Raw genomic sequence first — 20,036 nt, forward strand, 5'->3', positions numbered from 1 at the left:
GCATTTATGCAATTTGTCTTTTCGCAAGATTAAAAAAGATCCCTTGTTCTGCCATAAGTTCTGTATAGGTTCCTGATTCTACGATGGAGCCTTTATCCATTACATAAATTCTATCCGCATTGATGACCGTACTTAATCGATGTGCAATTACAATTCTGGTAGCTTGTAGTTTGTCCAGGCTTTCTGAAACAATATTTTGAGTTCTATTATCCAGCGCACTGGTCGCTTCATCCATATATAATAATCTTGGCTTATGTGCTATGGCTCTGGCAATCATCAATCGTTGTCTTTGTCCCCCAGAAAAGGTACCTGCTCCTTCACTAATTACGGTATGCATTTCCATAGGCATCTGTTTAATATCTTCTTCCATCCCAGCCATACGGGCAGATTCCCAGGCATCTTCTAGCGTCAATTCAGAATTACCCACTATGTTTTTATAAATACTTCCTGACATCAATGCTCCATTTTGGAGTACAACTCCAATCTGTCGACGCACCAGATCCTTATTCATAGCCTCATATCCCTGACCATCATAATAGATAGACCCTGTTTCTGGTTCTTCAAACCCAAGTAATAATCGCATCACAGTAGATTTTCCAGATCCCGAAGTTCCTACAAAAGCGACCATTTCTCCCGGCTTTATAGTAAAGGATATGTCTTTAAGTACTAAAGGCTGATCTGGGTGATATCTAAAGGACACTCCGTTCATCTCTATTTCGCCTGCTAGCTCTCCTGGATCTGTACTGCCCTTAGAAGATTCCGGAATTTCTTCTAAAATAGGCTTCACTCTCTCATAAAGTGTAACTATATTAAGAGATGAGATTAAAGCCATACTCATTTTTAAACAATCATTCAAAAACTGGTTAAAAGCACTAATAAAAGCCATAAACGCTCCAACAGAAATAATACCTACTGCTGTACTTGCTGTAGTAACGGTATAATAAATAAAGGAAAAAAAGAAAATATTAGTCAGTAAAGGATAAGAGCTATTAAAGGTCTCTACATAGTTTTGATAACTTCCAGACTTAAAACCCAATGCTTTTAATTTAGAAAACCGATCCGCCCATAACGTAAAGATTCTTCGTTCTGCCCCCGTAATTCTTATTTTAGTTATTCCGGATAAGAATTCAAAAAGAAATCCTTGCAGCTCTCCTTGCGTATCTGAAATTTGCCTGTCATATTTTAATTTTAACCAACCAATACCCGTAATAAATAAAATTGCAACTACTGCCAATCCCACACCTATCCAGGCAAGACTCGATTGATAGTAGAAAAGCAATCCCAGATTCACAAAAGAGAATGCTCCACTTAATACGGCTGTCATCACTGTATTTGATAAAATTTGCTTAATACTATTAATACTTAATGCACGGTTTGTTAAATCTCCTGCAGTAAATTTTTTATAAAATGACACAGGCAATCGCAGTAGGTGATCCATAACACCAGCTTGCAGATTGATGCTGGATTTTGTCTCCACCCTGAGCTGCAGTACTCCTTGAACCAACTGCAACCCCGCAGTGACCACCCCAATCATCAATAAAATTATAAATACCTCAAAAAGTAAGGATCTATCTGCTGTCGGAATTACATCATCAAACATCACTCCTGATAATATAGGAACCAATAACCCTATGATACTTCCTGCTAATGCTGCTATAATTAAATATTTTGAGTCCTTTTTAACACCTTGAGCGGCAAAATTCCAAATCTTTTTTACTGAAGTCATAGCATCACTAAAACCATAAAAAAACATATAACATATGGGATCTATTGTCTCTGCTACCTCATTTGTAACAACCTTTTCTTCTCCTGTTTTTGGGTTTTTCAAAAGATAGGTAGTGGCATCTTTTTGGATTAACGCTATTGGAGTTTTTTCATCCTTCATGAATGCCAGCAGGTGTCCACTTTCTTCCTTCCACCAGATTCCTCTCAAGATTATTTTTCTTGTTCTTACATTAGAAGCTTGTGCAATGGCATGCAATCTATTTGTTGTATTGCTCTCATACGTTTCTTCAAATTTTGGTAGTTCGAAATGAAAACCTACCGCATCTCCAATACATTTACAAGCAGTATATAAATAAGTTTCCTCACTAGTATTGTTGATTAGAGCAGCAATATTGATAAAATCAGTGTTACGGTTTGTTACAATCGATTTTAGTTTACCAAGTGCAGTGGTGAGCCTTGTTTCTTCAGCTTGTATTTTATCCTTAATCCTTTGTCTAGTCTCTATAGTATGCTCCTGTGCGTTCTGAACAAGTTTTTTATACAAACAGTTTTGAAGATCATTGATAGAAAGCATAAAATATATTTCATCTTTCAACACTTCCTGAGTCTTCAATATTTCAATCTGTGTATCTTTTCTCACCGATTGAATCCAAAGTTCATTGCATACCGCTATAGGATACGTGTGATTAGATTCCCTATTTTGTAAAGTAGTACCGTTGTATTTTGTAACTTCACCTTGTAAGACACGGCACCATACTAATCCTTTTGATGGATATCCTACCTCTTCATTTTTTAAAGATATTTTTTGATCAACCTCCAGAGATTGATATACTCTTGGAGGGTTAATTTGATATACTGTTTGTACAGTTTTTAATATCCATTTGTCTACTAATTGTTTTAAAAAAGTAGGACTTATATCGAGTAGCTTATTTTTATTGATAGCTAAGAGGGTCGCACTGGAGCTTACTGCTACAAGTCTAATTCCGAGAGCAGTAGCTTGTGTAAGCAAACTAAAAAGAAGTTCCCCTTTTTTTGCACTATAAAGATGCGTTAACGGGCTTTTATATTCTTGATCCTCTCCAATATGTGTATAAAACACGTCTACTTCTCCCGAAGTAATCATCCAAAATCTATCAAAATCGTTAAGAATTAATGGTGTATCAACACCCATCTGTATTTTCTCGTTTTCAAACATATTGCTTGGCATTTTATTTTGCATCGATTAATTGGGTGTATACCCCTTTCATTTCCAAAAGTTCATGATGAGAACCTCGTTCTACAATTTTTCCATACTGCATCACTATAATTTCATCGCAATCAAGGATCGTACTCAATCTATGCGCTACAATTAAGCAGGTACATCCTCTTTTTTTGATATTATCCATCACTGCTTTTTCTGATGAAGGATCCAGCGCACTAGTAGCTTCATCCATAACCAGAATAGAAGGATTGAGCGCTAAGGCTCTTGCTATCTCTAATCGCTGACGTTGCCCACCACTAAAATTGGCTCCTCTTTCTATGACTTCACTTTCGTAGGCATTAGTTCTGGAGGCGATTACATCATGAATTGCTGCATCCCTAGCAGACTGAATGATATGGTTTTCAGGGATTTTTTGATCCCAAAAAGATATGTTTTCATTTATATTTCCTTTAAACATTAACACTTCCTGATCAATCACAGCGATAGACTCTGTAAGAATATTTCTAGGTATTTCTTTTCTTGCACGATCATCAAACAAAATGTCTCCTCCCCATGGTTGATAAAGACCAGCAGCTAATCTAGCAACTGTAGATTTTCCACTTCCAGAACCCCCTACCAGTGCTACTCTGCTTCCTGGTTTTAGTTTGATATTAAAATTCTCAATCAATGCCGGCATGGTAGTATTATATCCAAATGTGATATTTTTCATCTCAAAATGCCCGCTCAATTTATCGACTAATGGTTCTTTATTAACCATGGCATGTAGTGCTTCACTATCGGGCACTTTTGTAGTTTCTAATAAATCATCAGCTGCTGCTGTTGCATTGAACTCATCAGACGTCTCGTAGTGTAACACATCGTCTATCCGTCCCATATCTCCTTCTGTTTCCTGAAGTAAGCTTCCTACAGATACTAATTGATTCACTGGACGCATAAAATTATTCATTAAGTATAGGAATGCGACCAACATTCCTAAGGTCATCTGTCCATCCATTACACGCATAGCTCCAAAAGCTATAATCAAGGTCGTAGTTAAAGACATTAATAATGGTGGAATAACGTTTAATCGTGTGGTAAGCCATCCTAGTTCTTGTTGCGCATTCATCACTTTTGCAAGATATCCTATCCATGTAGTAAAAAAATCACTTTCTCTACCTGAAGCTTTGAGTGTTTCTATCATGCTAATTCCAGAGGTGGTAGTTCCTAGTAGTTTGCCACTTTCATTGATCATCCTTCTATTCCCGTCCTTACGTGCTCTAGAAACAAATTGTAGCGCCAGGATATTCAGCGTAGCCATCCCAATGCCTATTAGCGTTAACATAATATCATAAGAAAACATCAATACTGCGTAAAAAATAACTACAATAACATTGAGGGCGGCATTGGCTAGATCACCACTGAGCAATCGCGCAACTTTATTATTAAGAGTAACCCTGTTTCCTATTTCACCACTATATCTTTGTGTAAAAAAAGCAATGGGTAAATGAAAAATATGCCATAAAAAAGTACTGGAAGTGGTCAATGCTAATTTGGTTTCTAATCGCAATAAATAATACTGTTGAAGATATACGAGTGCTGCATTGATCAACAGCATTCCACCCATAACAAGCAGTAGCGGCATGACAAAACCCGAAATCCCATTGATCAAATATTTATCTATAAATATTTTGGTAAAAGACGGTATCACCAGTCCGGGTATCACTAGAAATAAACTAGCCAAAATAATATACGTAACACTTATTTTTGATCCAGAAATACGTGCTGCAAGGGCAGAAGTCAGTCCCTTTTTCTCATTTCCTTTTTCAAAATTTTCATCTGGCTCAAAAGTCAATACGACTCCAGTAAAGGCATCGTCAAATTCCTGATGACTTACGTGGTACCTTCCTTGTGCGGGATCACTTAAGTATACCTTATTTTTAGTAAAACCTTCTAAGACTAAAAAGTGATTAAAATTCCAAAAAATGATAGCAGGTACTTGAATTTGTTTTAACTTTTCTATAGATTTTGCATATCCTTTTGCTTGTAATCCAAATGCTCTGGCTGCCTTAAGAATATTCGTTGCTTTGAGACCATCTCTTGAAACTCCACAGGCAATTCTCAATTTTTCTAAGGGAACAAACTTACCGTGATATCCCAGAATAATACTAAGTGCAGCAGCACCACATTCTACTGCTTCCATTTGTAAAATAGTAGGTGTTTTTACTGGTCGCGCTTGTTTTGATATGGGTTGTATATTCTTATCCATCTTTTGGCTATTATTTTTAGTACAAATCGAAAAATTTCTTCAGAGCTGGTATTACGATCGTAGCTGGAGCCTCTGTCTTAACAGTTATTTTACCCATACAAGAAGTCCCTTCATTAATCACTACATCAGGCCCTTTTGCCGATGTCCATCTGAATCCACTATGCGAAGTTGTATCTTTTTCGAACTCTACATATACTTCAAAAGGTGCGCCCATGGCTAAAAGCCCTTGAACCAATTGATCATTTTTTACAGAAGTCATCATTCCTTGTTGTGTTACAGGAAAATCAGATACGTAGGTCACCCTTCCTTTCATAAAGCCATATTCTTGTGGCTGCACTGTTGATGGTACCACCAGTGCTTCCATCCCTACTTTTATTTTTTTTCCATCTTGAGAAGGGATGTATAGGACACCTCGTAATTTATTTCCGGCTATTTGTGTTTGATGTTTCAATTTAAATAAGGGTGTTCCCTGACCTACTATAATACCAGCATCCGTTAATAACTCCACAACCTGCCCTCGATATTGGCTTCTAATATTCGTTTGTATATCGTAACGCTCCATTAAATGCTCTTGTCTTCTTTCTGCTTCTGCAATTTGCTGTTTTTTGAGATTGATTTTTTGCTCCATATCAAAACCTATAGTCAGTTTCTGACTAGATGTTTGAACTTTTTGAGCTTTTAGATTTTCTATAGAATTTCTCGTGCTCTCTATTTGTTGCTCTGTATTGACTAATTGTGATCTGGTGATAAGTCCTTGTGCTAACAGCCCATTTTCTGTTTCTAATAGGTTTTTTAGAAACGTTAAGTTTTTATGGTTTGATCTGATTTGGAAATCGATACTGGTACGTTGCTGTTGGATTAGCTCTCCTTGTATTCTGGTGTCTTGATTGCCATATGATAAAAGTAATTGCAAATCATATTTTTGATCTTCTAAAGAGGCTTTTCCTTCTTCTATTTGTTGAGAAAGTTCAGGTTGCTCGATAACGGCAATGATATCACCTTCTTGTATTTGATCACCAACTACCACCTTAATATCTATTAATTGTCCTTGTGATGTAGATACTACCTCGTGGATTTCTCCACCCAGAAGGACACCTGTAACGTTAAGTTTAGTTTTTACTTTACCCATAAATGCCCAACCTATGCCAGTTCCAAGGATGAGTGTTATTGTAATAAGTGCGATCCAGGCTCTGGAACCTGTAATTTTTATGAGCTGATCCAATTTTTCTGGAGTCGAAAGTTTTTCTAATGCTGCCTTTCTAAAAAATCCTGCTGCCATGAGTATCTGTTTTTTATTTAATAGTTTGGAGTTGGTATGGTATAGTATATCTCTTCAGTTATTGGAGAAGCCATTTTATTGCCTTCCATAGAAATAAGTGTTCCTGTCTCGTATCTGAGATCGATTATGGATATTGCGAACCGTTGTTGCGCTTGCAAATAGTCTAATTGCGCAAATGTTAGTCTTTCCTGAAATAAGATTAAATTCAACAGGGTTGTTAATCCATTTTGAAACTTTGTTTGTTCATTATTAAAAACATCTTGATAATATCCTAGCGTTTCTTTTGCTTTAGCAAGGATTAATGCATTATTTTTTAGATTATTAATAGCAATATTGACATTAATATCAATGTTTCGCTGAAGGTCGTTATAGGCTATTTGTTGATCCGCAAAAGCTGCTTTATTTTGTAAAAAAGTACCTTTGGCAAAATTATTATTGATTGGAAAAGAAAAATCAAGCCTCAATCCAAAGATATAATTGCGTCCTTCTCTGTTTCCTAATGCAGAAAAAGCCCGATCTAATCCATTACCCATATTAGTTCCACCATATGAGGCAAAACCACTAAGATCCAGTTGGGGTTTTAGATTATTAGATGCTAGTTGAAGCTGAAACTCCAATGCTTCCTGAGTTTTTTCGAAAGCATGCATATCCTTTCTGTTTTTTCTAGCTGTATTGATTAGTGCCTCAGAATCTATGGCTTCTATATGCTCTGATGTAATAGGAAATTCATTTTCAGGTATTCCTAATGCTTCACTTTCTTTTTCACTAAGCCCAATGGCTCTTCCCAGATTAATTTTAGCATTATGCAAGCTTTGTGTTGCTACTTTAGTTTGTCTTTCTTGATTTGCCAGATCCGCTTCTATTTGTACCAAGTCTCCCACTGGTTTTTTATCTGCTTTTACTAATTCTTTAGTAATAAATAATACTTTTTTAACTCGATTTTCATTTTCCTTAAAAATGATATGGTTCTTATAAGCTCCTGCATATTGCCAATAGGCAACTCCCATTTTAAAAAGTTCCAAGGCACTGCTTAATTCAAAACTGTTCTCGGCACTTTCTACCTGTAGTGAAGAAGATTTCTCTGCTGCGGTGGTAACTTTTACCCCTCTCCCTTTTATTAAAGGTTGTGTAAGTAATAAAGTAGAGGAAATCGTATGGTCAGAAATAAATGTTCCTACATTTTGACTAAATCTATTTATCGGAAAATTATCTGATACTTGACTATAATCAACACTTACATTGGCACTAAGTCCGGAACGAAATTTTCGTTGTAATCCTAAAGAAAAATCTGAATTGTTTGTTTCTATAAAATCATCTTCAAAAAGACTATTTACTGGATCCACCTCAAAAAGATTTGATGTGCTATTACTAATGCCTAACCCTGATGATAATTGATAATCAAAAGCACTACGCTGGATCTGTAAACCCGCTTGAGCAATTTGGATTTGTAATTCATTTCTCTTAACCGTAGGATTCTTACCAATGGTAAGATTAGAAAGCTCAATAAGATCACATGTAATCGTTGATTGACCGGATAAGGTAAGAGCATACAGCCATACTGTAGTAAAGAAAAAAATCTTTAATTTCATGTGTTTCTTTTTACTGTTTTTGAAAGGTCACATGCTGTTCGCTATTAATCATCTTCTTGGGTGATAATGCTTTTATCATGCTCGTTTCATAATAATTTATAGTAAATAACTAGTTATATTTAACAGCTATTTTTATTCTGGTTGTTGCCTATACCTAATGGGATTAGTGGCGAAATAATCTTAATTCTCTATCTAAAAAGCTTTTGATTATACCTCAGAAAATTTATGTAAAATCTGGTTAAATCTTGCACCTGCCTGAGCTACACCATCCAACACATTCTCTTCTATTGAATCGGCTTCGTCAGGGGATTCATACCCAAATTGATTCGTCGTTTTTCGCAATCTGTCGGATAAGAATAACGCTAATGAGTAATAAAAATTAGCCCTGAATTCAATATCATTTTCTAATTTTGTGTTCATTAATTCTTTTGAGATACTATAAACGGTAGATAATTCTTTTGCTATTACAGATACAGATGGTGGGCGGGATTCTAGAAATGACATTTCGCCGACAATTTCGCCAGATCCAATAGCGGCAATTTCGGTACCATTATCTGATATTGCTAATTGACCTGAAAGAACAATGTAAATATTCTCAATATGATCACCTTTTTTTATTAATTGTTGTCCATTTTTCAGCTTCTTTTTATGTCCGTTCTGGATCATCCATTCAATATCTAGATCGGTTAAATGACCCAATAAAAAAAGTACTTTTTTCATGTTAATTTTTTTAAAATTAATAAGGTGTGCTCAACTTTTTGATATAGGCTAAAATATAGTAGAATTCCTATGTAAAACTGACAACAACCCTTGTAGAACTGACAATCTTAACTGTATTGGTTCATATGTTAGAGGTGTTTTTAAAAAAAAAGAAATAGCACATCAGCAAAAGAGCCAATATGCTATCTATACCAGAAAATCTATTCTAAAAAATGTTTGTTTAACTGAGAAAAAAGAGAATGCTCATTTCTGGTAGTTACATTATCTTTTTGATATCAATAACTCCTTTGGGGTGATTCCATATTGACTATTGAACAATTTAGAAAAATAATAGGTATCATAATATCCTACCGCATAAGAGACCTCAGCAATTGTATCATATACATATTCATCCAATAACTCTTTGGCTTTATGTAATTTTAGTATCCTGATGTACTTATTGGGAGTGAGGTTCAATAAGTTTTTGATCTTTCTATGCAATTGGCGTTCACTAATCGCCAGATTATATGATAAGTCATATAAGTTTAATTGGCTACTTTTTATTTGTTCAAAGACTTGTTCTTCAAAATTCATCAACCAACTTTGGTTTGATTTAGATATTTTGAATGGTAGCAACTGATCATTACATAATGATTGCACTTTTGAGTTCTCTTTATAGATCAAAAATATTGCTGGCTGCTCTTTGCTTGATATCTGTATTGAATTAGATTTTGCAATCGTTACTACTTCTTTAATAAGGTCAGAGATCTGTTGGCTACTCGAAAAAATAATCTCTGATGGCTTCTCTTTTATTTGGTTGTTCGTTTTTTGATGTACTACATTGGTATCATTAGCTTCCATAATAGAAGTTAACGGATTTTGTAGGGTATTTACAATTTGCATTAAAATATCTGGAGCATTCCAATCGATGATTTGATGATGAGTATTCATGTTGTTCGTTTTTTGATGTGAGTGAATTTTGTGATGGTATTGACATATTTGTATGATGAGTACAAATACTAAAGTGATTAGTACGCAATCTTAAGTAGTCCTCCGCGAATCAATCTTTTACAGAGTTTTAATTTATTCTCGTCACTTAGCATTGGTAGTTCTTGCACCTGAAAAGTCTCATTGCGTGTTACCACAAAATCGAATACTGGAGCAATTGTTATAGGTCCTTTTATTACATTTCCTGAAAATAAGATTCTCGAGGCAGCTCCTATTTCCTGTACTTTACAATTCATTCGATCTCTTTTAACCAAGCGAGTATTAAGGTTTAGCTCATTGATCTTATCAAGATTTTTAAAATGTCCATCCCCCATGGGTTGTTGTTCTGTTCTAAATTCTTCAGTTATGAGTTGTTTGGCGCCTTGCATATTTTTTGTATTTAACGCCTCTTGAAGTATTGTCTGTAACTTCGTTTGAGCCTCCTCATGAACAGCTAAGGGATTTGATTCTAAAAAGCCTATGGGTAACGCTTGACGAAGTGCTACATTGGTATACGCAATATGATGTAAGGATTTTGTTAATAAATCGATCCATTGTGTTGGATATACTCCGATCGTAAGGTGTAATGAGGATTCGTCAGTGGTAATAGCCTCGTGTGGTATACCTCTGGGGATATACATCATATCACCAGCATTGAGGGTGATTTCCTTTACATTCTTTAGCTGTTCTCGCTGAAATATCGGTTGAAAACTATTAACCATAGGAGTTGGATATGCTACATCATATAGTTTCCAATGTTTTGTTCCTGACACCTGTATTACAAATACATCGTGTGTATCATAATGCGGAAGTAATCCTTTTTGGTTTTTGGGTGTCAAATACATATTAGCCACTGTTTTATGATTTAAAAAATCCCTGGTAGTATGACAAAATATTTTGAGGGGTTTCCAAAATCTATCAATTTCATTGACTACGATTGTATATCCATCGACATAGGCTGCATATATTTGATTTAGATTCAGACTTCCATCAGCATTCTCATATTTGGTTTTATCAAGTGGTTCTTGATATTTGACAACTCTGATACTACTCCCTTTTGGACGATTTAAATCCAGTACCTCATCAATGTTGGAGATAGTTAGTAACGATTCAAAATAGCAAGTATCCTCTCGTTTAATTAGGAGGGATTTCTTATCCCAATAATGAGTGCTAAAATCCGCTAAGGAATATGGATGGATCAAATCTTGAAAACCGGATATACCTTCTTTTTTTTCTAAAGTGGTATTCATAATTGTACCGTTTTAATTGCTGATTACTGTTTGTTTTTGTTTGATGAATTATTTATAAAAGATTATTACTACTTACTTAAATTTTAGCAAATTCCGCAAATGTATAGAAGGCAGTTTTTGATTAACAACACTAATTCTGATGCTACATAAAACATAATGATGATTTTTGAACTATTTGTTCTTTTTTTGATACTAATTTTGATTTTATTGTCAAAACTTTTTTGCCGAAAACTATATTTTCTATTAAGTCAGTAATAGATACGCTGGGTCTTTTTCTATCATTCCCAGTAACTTCTTCTTTGCTATAAACTTCTTTTTTCGCACATAATTTTCAGCATATCCTGTTATCCCAGTGATCTCTTTTGTGTTTTTGCCTTTAAAGAAGAGGGTTAATAATTCTCTATCCGAAGTACTAAGCCTTAAAAGATGTTTATAAAAAATGGCTTCTTGTTCTTCACGCTCTTCTTTTTCTGTCATAGAAACATCTATCGCATTCTCTTTATTTACAATTAATGCGTCATTTACTATCAGTTTTTCTTTGGTACGCAATCGACTCCTCCATAAGTTTCTGCAAACACCATAAAAATAGGTTTGTATAGAAGCTTGAATCTCTAGAGTACCTGTTACTAATTTTTGATAAAGTACTACCAACGCCTCCTGAACTATATCTTCTACATCCTGATGATTCCCCATATTCTGAAGAATATAGCGTCTTACATAGATTAGATTATACTCATAAAAAGCTTGTGTAATTACGACATCTCCCGTTCGTATTCCTTCTAAAATTTTATCCTCATTTTTTCTAGACATTGTTTTGTTTTTAGATTGTTATAGTTCCCACTTCAAAAGACATTCGCCACTTAACAATTAATTCACTCTCCATTCAACTGCTCTATCCGTTTCTGCAATCGCATCATGGTATTGCGGTGAATCCTAATATCTTCCCCTTCTGCGCTCAAGGGAGGATTCATATCTTGTAGCACCTGTCGTACCAAAATACTGTTAGCATGAACTGTCATCGTAATTCTTGCTACTATATACTCCTGTTGGGCATCCGTCAATTTTCTGTACGTAAAATCAAGCATAAACAGACGGTATTATCCCGTTACATCTGGGCGGTCTCGGGGGGAACTGTAAGATGGATGTAGATTTCTGAAAAAATAAAAATGCCGTGCCCTATAGATCAGTCGTACTGCAGTGGTATAGAATTGTTTCTTAGTATACAATCGGTTCATCCATCCATACAGCACCAACTCATAGGTTTTATGCTGACTTACTCGATACATAAAATCATCCACATCCATATGCAGGGCTTTGATTAGTTGTGATAGAAAGGTTCCTTTATTCATTTTATATGGTTGAATTGTTTATTAACTACTATTAATTCTCTAATCTCAGAGGGGGTGTAATACCCCTAGAACATGGGGGAGTTATTCTGTAGATTTTTGTTTAGTTTTATTGCTGTTACCGCTTGTGAAATGATCTTTGTAATCAGGGCAAATATATGAGCGAGATTTGCGTTGTTGCAAGAGGAGGTTGTGCGAATTCCTGAAATTGCAGTTTAATTTCCTGAAATTGCAGTTCTAAAAAATTATATTAAAAGTTGAGCGTTCACAACTTTAATTTACAGTTAAATTATTATCATACAGTAATTTATATTAATTTTGATCCTTTTTTAATACTATTGTTTCTAAATACCTATGGTAAAGTTTTATAAAATAGTCTATTTCGTTATTTTTTTTTCAATAACTTCTTTTGTACAGATAAAATCTGAAAATTTCTCAAATCCTGAGGTAGTAAATAAATTTATCATACCAGATTCTTTACAAAACCAATCCTTTGACTTCCTGATGGAACTATTTTATAAGTATACTGAATTTCCCGATAAGGCTGATATTTATGCTAAAAGTTATATAAAGAAAAGTTTGTCGAATAATGATAATTTTGAAACTGCAAAAGGATATTTTTTATTAAGCACTATAGCACAAGATTCTCTAAAGTTAATTTACCTTGACCAAGCAATTGATTTATCCAAAGGATACAACAATAAATACTATCCAGGCGCATTATATTTTAATAAGGGTGACTATTATTTCGCCAAAGCAAATTATAAAGAAGCACTGGATAATTATTACACATCTTATAAAATAGCTGAAGCTAGTAATAATAATATTTTAGCCTATGATTCAAAGTTTAATATCGGATCATTAAAAAATAGAATTGGGAAACATGAAGAAGCTTTAACGATTTTTAAAGAATTTAATGAATATATTTTGTCTGATGAATCTGAATATCCTAAAGATTATTATAGTAAATTAATCGGCTTATTCGCCCTTTCGGATTCTTATACCAAATTAAAAAAGCTTGATACTGCTACCATAATTAATAAGAAAGGAATGAAAATCTCTTTATCAAATAACGATAATGATATGTATCATTATTTTATAATGAATGAAGGTGTAAATCTATTCTTTAAAAAAGAGTATCAAAAATCGATTGATAGCTTAAAAAAGGCTATCCCGAATCTCATTAAATTAGATGATAAATCCAATATAATATTTTCTCGATATTATTTAGGGAAATCATACTTTGAACATAATAATATAAAAGAAGCTATTTCTCAATTCAAAACTGTGGATAGCCTATTTAAGGATTTTAAGGATTTATTTCCTGAAATTCGTCAAGGATACAAGGTTCTGATCAATCATTACAAAAGTAGTAATAATAAGGAAAATCAATTGTTTTATTTGAATAGGCTAATTGCTGTAGACAGCATATTAAACTCTAATTATCGATACATTAATAGTAAAATAATTAAAGACTTTGATACCACAAATTTGATATTAGATAAAGAAAAATTAATTAATGACCTTAACCAATCAAATTTGTCTAAGTCTAAAAGTATTTTTACGTTAATGGTAATATTGATTATAGCATTCATCTTTTTAATTCTCAATTATCGCAAAAGAAAAAGGTATAAAAAAAGATTTGATCTACTAATCAATAAAAACACTAAAGAAGAAAAGATTCATAATTCTATAAATGAAACACAGAATGTTACTTATTTATCTGAAGATATTGTTAAGGTTATTCAAATAGGGCTCAATAAATTTGAATCTAAAGAAGAATATTTAAACGCAAATATTTCTATCAATAAGCTTGCAAAAAAAATGAATTCTAATTCTAAATATTTATCTGTTTTTATAAATCATTATACACACAAAAAATTTACTGATTATATTAATGACTTAAGAATTGAGCATACTATAGAAAGGCTTAAAGTTGATAGTAAGTTTAGAAAATATACAATTAAGGCTATAGCAGACACAGTAGGATTTAGCAATCCTGTTTCTTTTTCACAAGCATTTTACAAAAAAACTGGCATCAAACCCTCTTATTTTATAAAGAAATTAGAAAATAGTTCTAGTGATTGAAAATTGGATTTAATAATTTAATTTTTAATAAAGTAAATTATTAAGAAGCTAGTAAGGATTCCTGAATTTAGACTCTAAATTCAGGAATCCTTACTAGCTTTTATTGTAATCAGCCTATTTATAATTATACATTTGAAAAATTCATTTAAATGTAATTGTATAATATCTGACTGTTTAATTTGTTTATGAAAAAGATTTATTTAATATTGTTTTTTGCATCAATTAGTAATTATTCAAAAAAATCATTAAGTTTTAATATAACTTCCGAAATTATGATTCTTGGCTATCAAGAGAAAACACTATCCAATACTATAATGAATAAATGGCAGCATAAAGATGTTATTGCAGATACCATTCCGGGGGTAAGTTCTGAAAAAGCGTATGAACATCTGTTATCAAAAAAAGGAAAGACTGTTATTGTTGCTATTATAGATAGCGGAGTAGATATCAATCATGAAGATCTCAAAAATCAAATTTGGGTAAATTATGATGAAATTCCAAATAATGATAAAGACGACGATGATAATGGATATATAGACGATATATACGGATGGAATTTTTTAGGAAATTCTAAAGACAACAACATATACTATGCTAGAAATGAATATGTAAGAATCTTAAACAATAAAGGTTTTTTTGATAAGAATGGAGAATTAACAATCCCAAAAGAAGAGAAAGATTCTGTTATTTTGGAAGCTGCTAAGTTCTATAAAACAGAAAAGGCTCTTCTTGAAGAAAATAAAACATATATCATAGAACAAAAAAAGGAATATGAAACTATTAATAATCAATTAAAAGAATATTTTCCTCTTCAAAAATATACATTCGAAAAGCTTAAGACAATTGATACTTTAGCTAATGCTCATTTAAAAGCTCCTGTAAAAAAACTTCACGAATTTTTAGAATACGAACTCACACAAGATTGGTTGAAAGAATTCGAAGAATATAATGATATTATTGAAAATTATAAATTAAATCCTAATTATAATGATCGACAAATAAGTAGTGATAATAAGAATAAAATTGTGGATAAAAATTATGGTAATGACAATATTGTAGGAGATATACATATAGAAAACCATGGAACTATAGTTGCTGGTTTAATAGGGGCTTCCAGAGATAATGGAAAAGGCATAAACGGTATAGCAGACAATGTTAAGTTAATGATATTAAGAGCAGTTCCTCATGGTGATGAATATGATAAAGATATTGCTTTAGCTATACGGTATGCTGTTGATAATGGGGCAGAAATAATCAATATGAGTTTTGGTAAATTTTTCTCTCCACAACAAGGCTTGGTATCTGATGCAATTGCATATGCCGCTAAAAAAGATGTGCTTATAGTTCACGCTGCGGGTAATGATAGTCAAGATACTGATAAGAACAAGTTCTATCCAATAGATTACTCAGAGAGTATTGAGTTTACTGAAAACTTTATTAATGTTGGAGCTATAAATTATAAATTAAACCGAAAATTACCTGCTTATTTTTCAAATTATGGTAAAATAAATGTGGATGTCTTTGCTCCTGGATATAACTTATATACCACATCACCAGATAATAAATACATTAATGAAAGTGGTACATCACTTGCAGCGCCTGTTGTTTCCGGTATTGCCGCTCTAATCAGATCACAATACCCTAAGCTAAAAGCTTCCGAAGTCAAAAAAATACTAATGGATTCTGGAAACTCATATAGCTTAGAAGTTACTATTCCTGGCAAAAGGGATAGTCCAAAAGTGCCTTTCTCAGAACTTTCAAAATCAGGTAAAGTTGTCAACGCTTATAATGCATTATTAATGGCAGAGCAGGTTTCTAAAAAGAACTGAAAATAGAAAATATTATTACCATGCACATTGTATTAAAGTCACTATCATTTTTATTACTCTTATCTAATCTAGGATTCTCACAATCCAAAGAAATTGAACAAGACTGGACTTCATTTGTTCAAACGATTAACTTTACTACTGATATCCCATTAAATTTTAAATTACGCGCTGCGGTCAAAGCAAAAATTAAGGACTCTACAGCTTCAGCCGCGATATGGATACGAGTAGATGACAAAAATGAGAAGTCTCTCTTTTTTGATAATATGTCTGGAAGACCTATACAATCTGATACATGGACTGTTTATGAAATTGAGGGCACTATTCCCGTGAATGCTGCCACAGTCAATTTTGGTGGGTTAGTAACCTACAATGGGACTTTTTATTTTGATCATTTTGAGCTATTTACAGAAAATGAAAACGGAAAATTTGAAAAGATTACACCAGAAAACAATAGTTTTGAAACTGTAGTGACCGATGAAAATTTATTTGTATGGAAGCGGGGTATAGGTAGGAATAAAGAACAACTAGTAAAAGGATATAAATTTGCAAACACTACCGACGCCTATACTGGCAAACAAGCACTTGTAATCCAAGGGGAGGGTATCGAAAAGTCAAAAAGTAATAATATAACTATTGAAGAAGGCTATACTCCCCAGATAGGAGCTATGGTGTCTATGCTCAACAATCTCAGCAATCGTGTAGAGCGAATAGTAAAAGATTTAGATCTAAAACAAACGGATCATTTACTAGACGAAAAAGCAAATTCTATTGGCGCTTTAGTCATGCACTTAGCGGCTGCAGAAGCCTATTATCAAGTAAATACTTTTGAAAACAGAGGGTTTAACAAAGAAGAAGAAAAACTATGGATGGTAGGGCTAGAGCTAGACGAAAAAGGACAGCAAGACCTAACAGGTCATGAAATCAGTTATTACCTCGGTATCTTTAGAAAAGTACGTAAAAAAACACTAGAAGAGCTCAAAAAGCGAAACGATGCTTGGTTAGAAAGCACCAATCCCGGCTCTTGGGGTAATAATCATTTTAAATGGTTTCATGTGATGGAGCATCAATCCAGTCATTTAGGGCAAATCCTACTACTTAAAAAACGACTTCCAGAAAAAGAATTAAAATTACCTCCACCTGAACCAAAGATCGATTAAAGAGTGTTCATTCTTATCTTAATAATATCAGATGATAGCATCAAAAAACTAGTCCCTTCTAAGAACTATCGAAATCTGGTAAAATAGTTAATACCTTTAATGCGCTGTTAATGGCGGAGCAAATATCTAAAAAAACATAAACTCATAAAAAATAGTATTTTTATTTTACTACTAATTTCTGTATCCAGTTTCGCTCAAAAAATTACCAATATTTCTCAAAATATAGTAGTCATAGGGTATCAAGAGAAGATACTTCCTGATAATATAATGAAAGAATGGCAGCACAAAGATATTATTAATGATACGGTGCCCGTGTAAGCTCAGAAAAAGTATATAAATCATTAATACTGAAATCAAAGGACACTATTATAGTTACAATTATAGATAGTGGTGCAGATATTGATCATGAAGATCTAAAGAATCAAATATGGGAAAATATTGATGAAATTCCTGATAATAAGAAAGATGATGATGGAAATGGATACATTGATGACTTTCATGGATGGAATTTTTTGGGCAATTCAAAAGGAAAAAATAGTTATTACTCTAGAAATGAATATGTTATAATTCTTAAGAATAAAGGAGTTTTTAATAAAAATGGAGAATTAAAAATATCAGAAGAACAGAAAGATTCTGTTATTTTGTCTGCAGTTGAGTTTTATAAAAAGGAAAAAGAACTATTAGAAGAAAAAAAGAATATTTTCCCAAACAAAACTATACATTAGAAAAGCTTAAGACAATTGATACTTTAGCTAATGCTCATTTAAAAGCTCCTGTAAAAAAAACTTCACGGATTTTTAGAATACGAACTCACACAAGATTGGTTGAAAGAATTCGAGAAATATAATGATATTATTGAAAATTACAAATTAAATCAGAATTATAATGATCAAAAAATAAGTGGAGATGATAAGAAGGATATTGAAGATAAAATTATGGGAAATAATGACATAAAAGGAGATGTCAATATTGAGAATCACGGAACCATTGTTGCTGGTTTGATAGGTACTTCCAGAGACAATGATAAAGGCATGAATGGTATAGCAGACAATGTTAAGTTAATGATATCAAGAGCAGTTCCTCATGATGATGAATATGATAAAAATATTGCTTTAGTTATACGGTATGCTGTTGATAATGGGGCAGAAATAATCAATATGAGTTTTGGTAAATTTCTCTCCACAACAAGGCTTGGTATCTGATGCAATTGCATATGCTGCTAAAAAGGATGTGCTTATAGTTCACGCTGCGGGTAATGATAGTCAAGATACTAATAAGAACAAGTATAATACTCCCCATTATTAAGACAGCTATTTAAATTGTAAATTTAATGCTGTACATATGAAAAAATCGAGAAGAAAATTTAGTTCATCCTTTAAGGCTAAAGTAGCTTTAGAAGCGATCAAAGATCAACTTACTTTGCAGGAAATAGCTTCAAAGTTTGATATTCATCCTACCCAAATATCAACTTGGAAGCGAGAATTTATAGAAAATTCTTCCAAAGCTTTCGATTCCAAGACCAAAACGGAAGAAGTGGATAAAGAAAAGAGTGCTCTTTATAGCAAAATTAGTCAACTACAAGTTGAGAATGATTTTTTAAAGAAAGTCTTGGAGAAATGAGTACTACCCAGAAATGGCAAAAGGTTGTAAAATCTCATTCAGGACTTAGTCTAAAAAACAATGTAAATTATTAGAGATTCATCGTTCAGGATTATATTATAAACCAAAAGGAGAGAGTCTACTGAATCTAAAGCTGATAAAAGAGATCGATAGATACTTTTTAGAACATCCTTATTATGGAGTATAAACTAGATTTAGGATATCGTGTTAATATCAAGAAAATTCGAAGGCTCTATAAATTAATGGGACTTCAAACCCTGTATGTTAAACCAAAAACTACCATTAAAGATAAAACTAATTATGTGTATTCATATCTATTGAAAAATCTTAAGATTAATTGTGCCGATCAAGTTTGGCAAACCGATATCACCTATATTCCAATGTTTCGTGGATTTATGTATATGGCTGCTATTATTGATATACATAGCCGATAAATATTAAACTGGAGTGTCTCTAACTCAATGAGTGCTGAGTGGTGCACCGAACTCTTAAATGACACAATTGGATAATATGGGATCCCTAAAATCCATAATTCAGATCAAGGTTCACAATATACTAGCGATCTATATATAACTGCTCTAAAAAAGCACCAAATACAAATCTCAATGGATGGAAAAAGTAGAGCTCTTGATAATATATCCATAGAAAGATTTTGGAAATCTCTGAAATATGAAAAGATATATCTTAATCCACCCAATGGAGGACTAGACTTATATCAAAAGGTAAGGGAATATATTGAATTTTATAACACTAAAAGAAGACATACTGAAATCGGAAAAGTACCTCCAAATCAAATATTTTATCAAAAACAAATGGCTTCTTAATAATTAAAATATATCTTTAAGCTGTACTAATCATAGGGAGTATCATAGTTTTGTAAATAATTTCTTATAATGGTAGTATCTCACCAAGTGTGTAAAGTTTAAAATACGGAGGTCGCGACCTCCGTATTTTATTTTTTATTAACTTTAAATTTTATGCACTTATGAAGAAAGAAGATTTCATTACCGAGGATTTTTTG

The 20,036-nt window shown here is 32.9% G+C and carries 18 protein-coding genes; 8 read left to right on the forward strand and 10 right to left on the reverse strand.

The annotated features are described in order from the left end of the window. Window positions 1–4: 4 nt before the first annotated feature. The 10 genes from ABD816_RS20810 to ABD816_RS20855 all read right to left on the reverse strand — a co-directional run bounded on the left by ABD816_RS20810 (window position 5) and on the right by ABD816_RS20855 (window position 12,324). Complete coding sequence (locus ABD816_RS20810; protein WP_344930720.1) at window positions 5–2,944, reverse strand: NHLP bacteriocin export ABC transporter permease/ATPase subunit; 2,940 nt, start codon at window positions 2,942–2,944, stop codon at window positions 5–7. Then, entirely contained in the window at window positions 2,934–5,171 is a 2,238-nt protein-coding gene (locus ABD816_RS20815) for an NHLP family bacteriocin export ABC transporter peptidase/permease/ATPase subunit (RefSeq protein ID WP_344930721.1), read from the reverse strand. Before ABD816_RS20815 ends, ABD816_RS20810 begins: the two co-directional genes overlap by 11 nt. 16 nt (window positions 5,172–5,187) lie before the next feature. After that, window positions 5,188–6,450, reverse strand: a complete 1,263-nt coding sequence (locus tag ABD816_RS20820; RefSeq protein WP_344930723.1) for an NHLP bacteriocin system secretion protein — start codon at window positions 6,448–6,450, stop codon at window positions 5,188–5,190. A gap of 17 nt (window positions 6,451–6,467) precedes the next feature. After that, the gene (locus ABD816_RS20825) at window positions 6,468–8,039 is read right to left on the reverse strand and encodes a TolC family protein (RefSeq protein WP_344930725.1); all 1,572 of its coding nucleotides are present in this window, start codon (window positions 8,037–8,039) and stop codon (window positions 6,468–6,470) included. Window positions 8,040–8,246: 207 nt separating this feature from the next. Then, window positions 8,247–8,759 (reverse strand): cyclic nucleotide-binding domain-containing protein, encoded by a 513-nt coding sequence (locus ABD816_RS20830; RefSeq protein WP_344930726.1) that lies wholly within the window; start codon window positions 8,757–8,759, stop codon window positions 8,247–8,249. Between the two features lie 261 nt (window positions 8,760–9,020). Next, window positions 9,021–9,689 (reverse strand): helix-turn-helix domain-containing protein, encoded by a 669-nt coding sequence (locus tag ABD816_RS20835; RefSeq protein WP_344930727.1) that lies wholly within the window; start codon window positions 9,687–9,689, stop codon window positions 9,021–9,023. A gap of 77 nt (window positions 9,690–9,766) precedes the next feature. Then, complete coding sequence (locus tag ABD816_RS20840; RefSeq protein WP_344930729.1) at window positions 9,767–10,975, reverse strand: cupin domain-containing protein; 1,209 nt, start codon at window positions 10,973–10,975, stop codon at window positions 9,767–9,769. 243 nt (window positions 10,976–11,218) lie between these two features. After that, entirely contained in the window at window positions 11,219–11,785 is a 567-nt protein-coding gene (locus ABD816_RS20845; protein ID WP_344930731.1) for an RNA polymerase sigma factor, read from the reverse strand. Window positions 11,786–11,847: 62 nt separating this feature from the next. After that, window positions 11,848–12,036, reverse strand: coding sequence for a hypothetical protein (locus ABD816_RS20850; protein WP_344930733.1), 189 nt, complete (start codon window positions 12,034–12,036; stop codon window positions 11,848–11,850). Window positions 12,037–12,072: 36 nt separating this feature from the next. Beyond that, window positions 12,073–12,324: a hypothetical protein gene (locus tag ABD816_RS20855; protein ID WP_344930735.1), complete on the reverse strand. Its 252-nt coding sequence runs from the start codon at window positions 12,322–12,324 to the stop codon at window positions 12,073–12,075. Between the two features lie 501 nt (window positions 12,325–12,825). Here ABD816_RS20855 and ABD816_RS20860 point away from each other — a divergent pair. The 8 genes from ABD816_RS20860 to ABD816_RS20895 all read left to right on the forward strand — a co-directional run bounded on the left by ABD816_RS20860 (window position 12,826) and on the right by ABD816_RS20895 (window position 19,839). Further along, window positions 12,826–14,409, forward strand: a complete 1,584-nt coding sequence (locus tag ABD816_RS20860) for a helix-turn-helix domain-containing protein (RefSeq protein WP_344930737.1) — start codon at window positions 12,826–12,828, stop codon at window positions 14,407–14,409. 185 nt (window positions 14,410–14,594) lie between these two features. Then, the gene (locus ABD816_RS20865; RefSeq protein ID WP_344930739.1) at window positions 14,595–16,238 is read left to right on the forward strand and encodes a S8 family serine peptidase; all 1,644 of its coding nucleotides are present in this window, start codon (window positions 14,595–14,597) and stop codon (window positions 16,236–16,238) included. 20 nt (window positions 16,239–16,258) lie between these two features. Beyond that, window positions 16,259–17,395, forward strand: coding sequence for a mycothiol transferase (locus tag ABD816_RS20870; RefSeq protein ID WP_344930741.1), 1,137 nt, complete (start codon window positions 16,259–16,261; stop codon window positions 17,393–17,395). A 512-nt stretch (window positions 17,396–17,907) separates the two neighbouring features. After that, window positions 17,908–18,120: a hypothetical protein gene (locus tag ABD816_RS20875; protein WP_344930743.1), complete on the forward strand. Its 213-nt coding sequence runs from the start codon at window positions 17,908–17,910 to the stop codon at window positions 18,118–18,120. Between the two features lie 99 nt (window positions 18,121–18,219). Then, window positions 18,220–18,597 carry a S8 family serine peptidase gene (locus tag ABD816_RS20880; RefSeq protein ID WP_344930745.1) on the forward strand — a complete coding sequence of 126 codons (378 nt, stop codon included), beginning with the start codon at window positions 18,220–18,222 and terminating at the stop codon, window positions 18,595–18,597. A 139-nt stretch (window positions 18,598–18,736) separates the two neighbouring features. Continuing rightward, entirely contained in the window at window positions 18,737–19,015 is a 279-nt protein-coding gene (locus tag ABD816_RS20885; RefSeq protein ID WP_344930747.1) for a transposase, read from the forward strand. A gap of 176 nt (window positions 19,016–19,191) precedes the next feature. Further along, window positions 19,192–19,449: a hypothetical protein gene (locus ABD816_RS20890; RefSeq protein ID WP_344930749.1), complete on the forward strand. Its 258-nt coding sequence runs from the start codon at window positions 19,192–19,194 to the stop codon at window positions 19,447–19,449. Window positions 19,450–19,614: 165 nt separating this feature from the next. Beyond that, window positions 19,615–19,839, forward strand: coding sequence for an integrase core domain-containing protein (locus ABD816_RS20895; RefSeq protein ID WP_344930751.1), 225 nt, complete (start codon window positions 19,615–19,617; stop codon window positions 19,837–19,839). Window positions 19,840–20,036: the final 197 nt, after the last annotated feature.

This window comes from Aquimarina addita, assembly GCF_039539305.1.
Classification (GTDB): Bacteria; Bacteroidota; Bacteroidia; order Flavobacteriales; family Flavobacteriaceae; genus Aquimarina; species Aquimarina addita.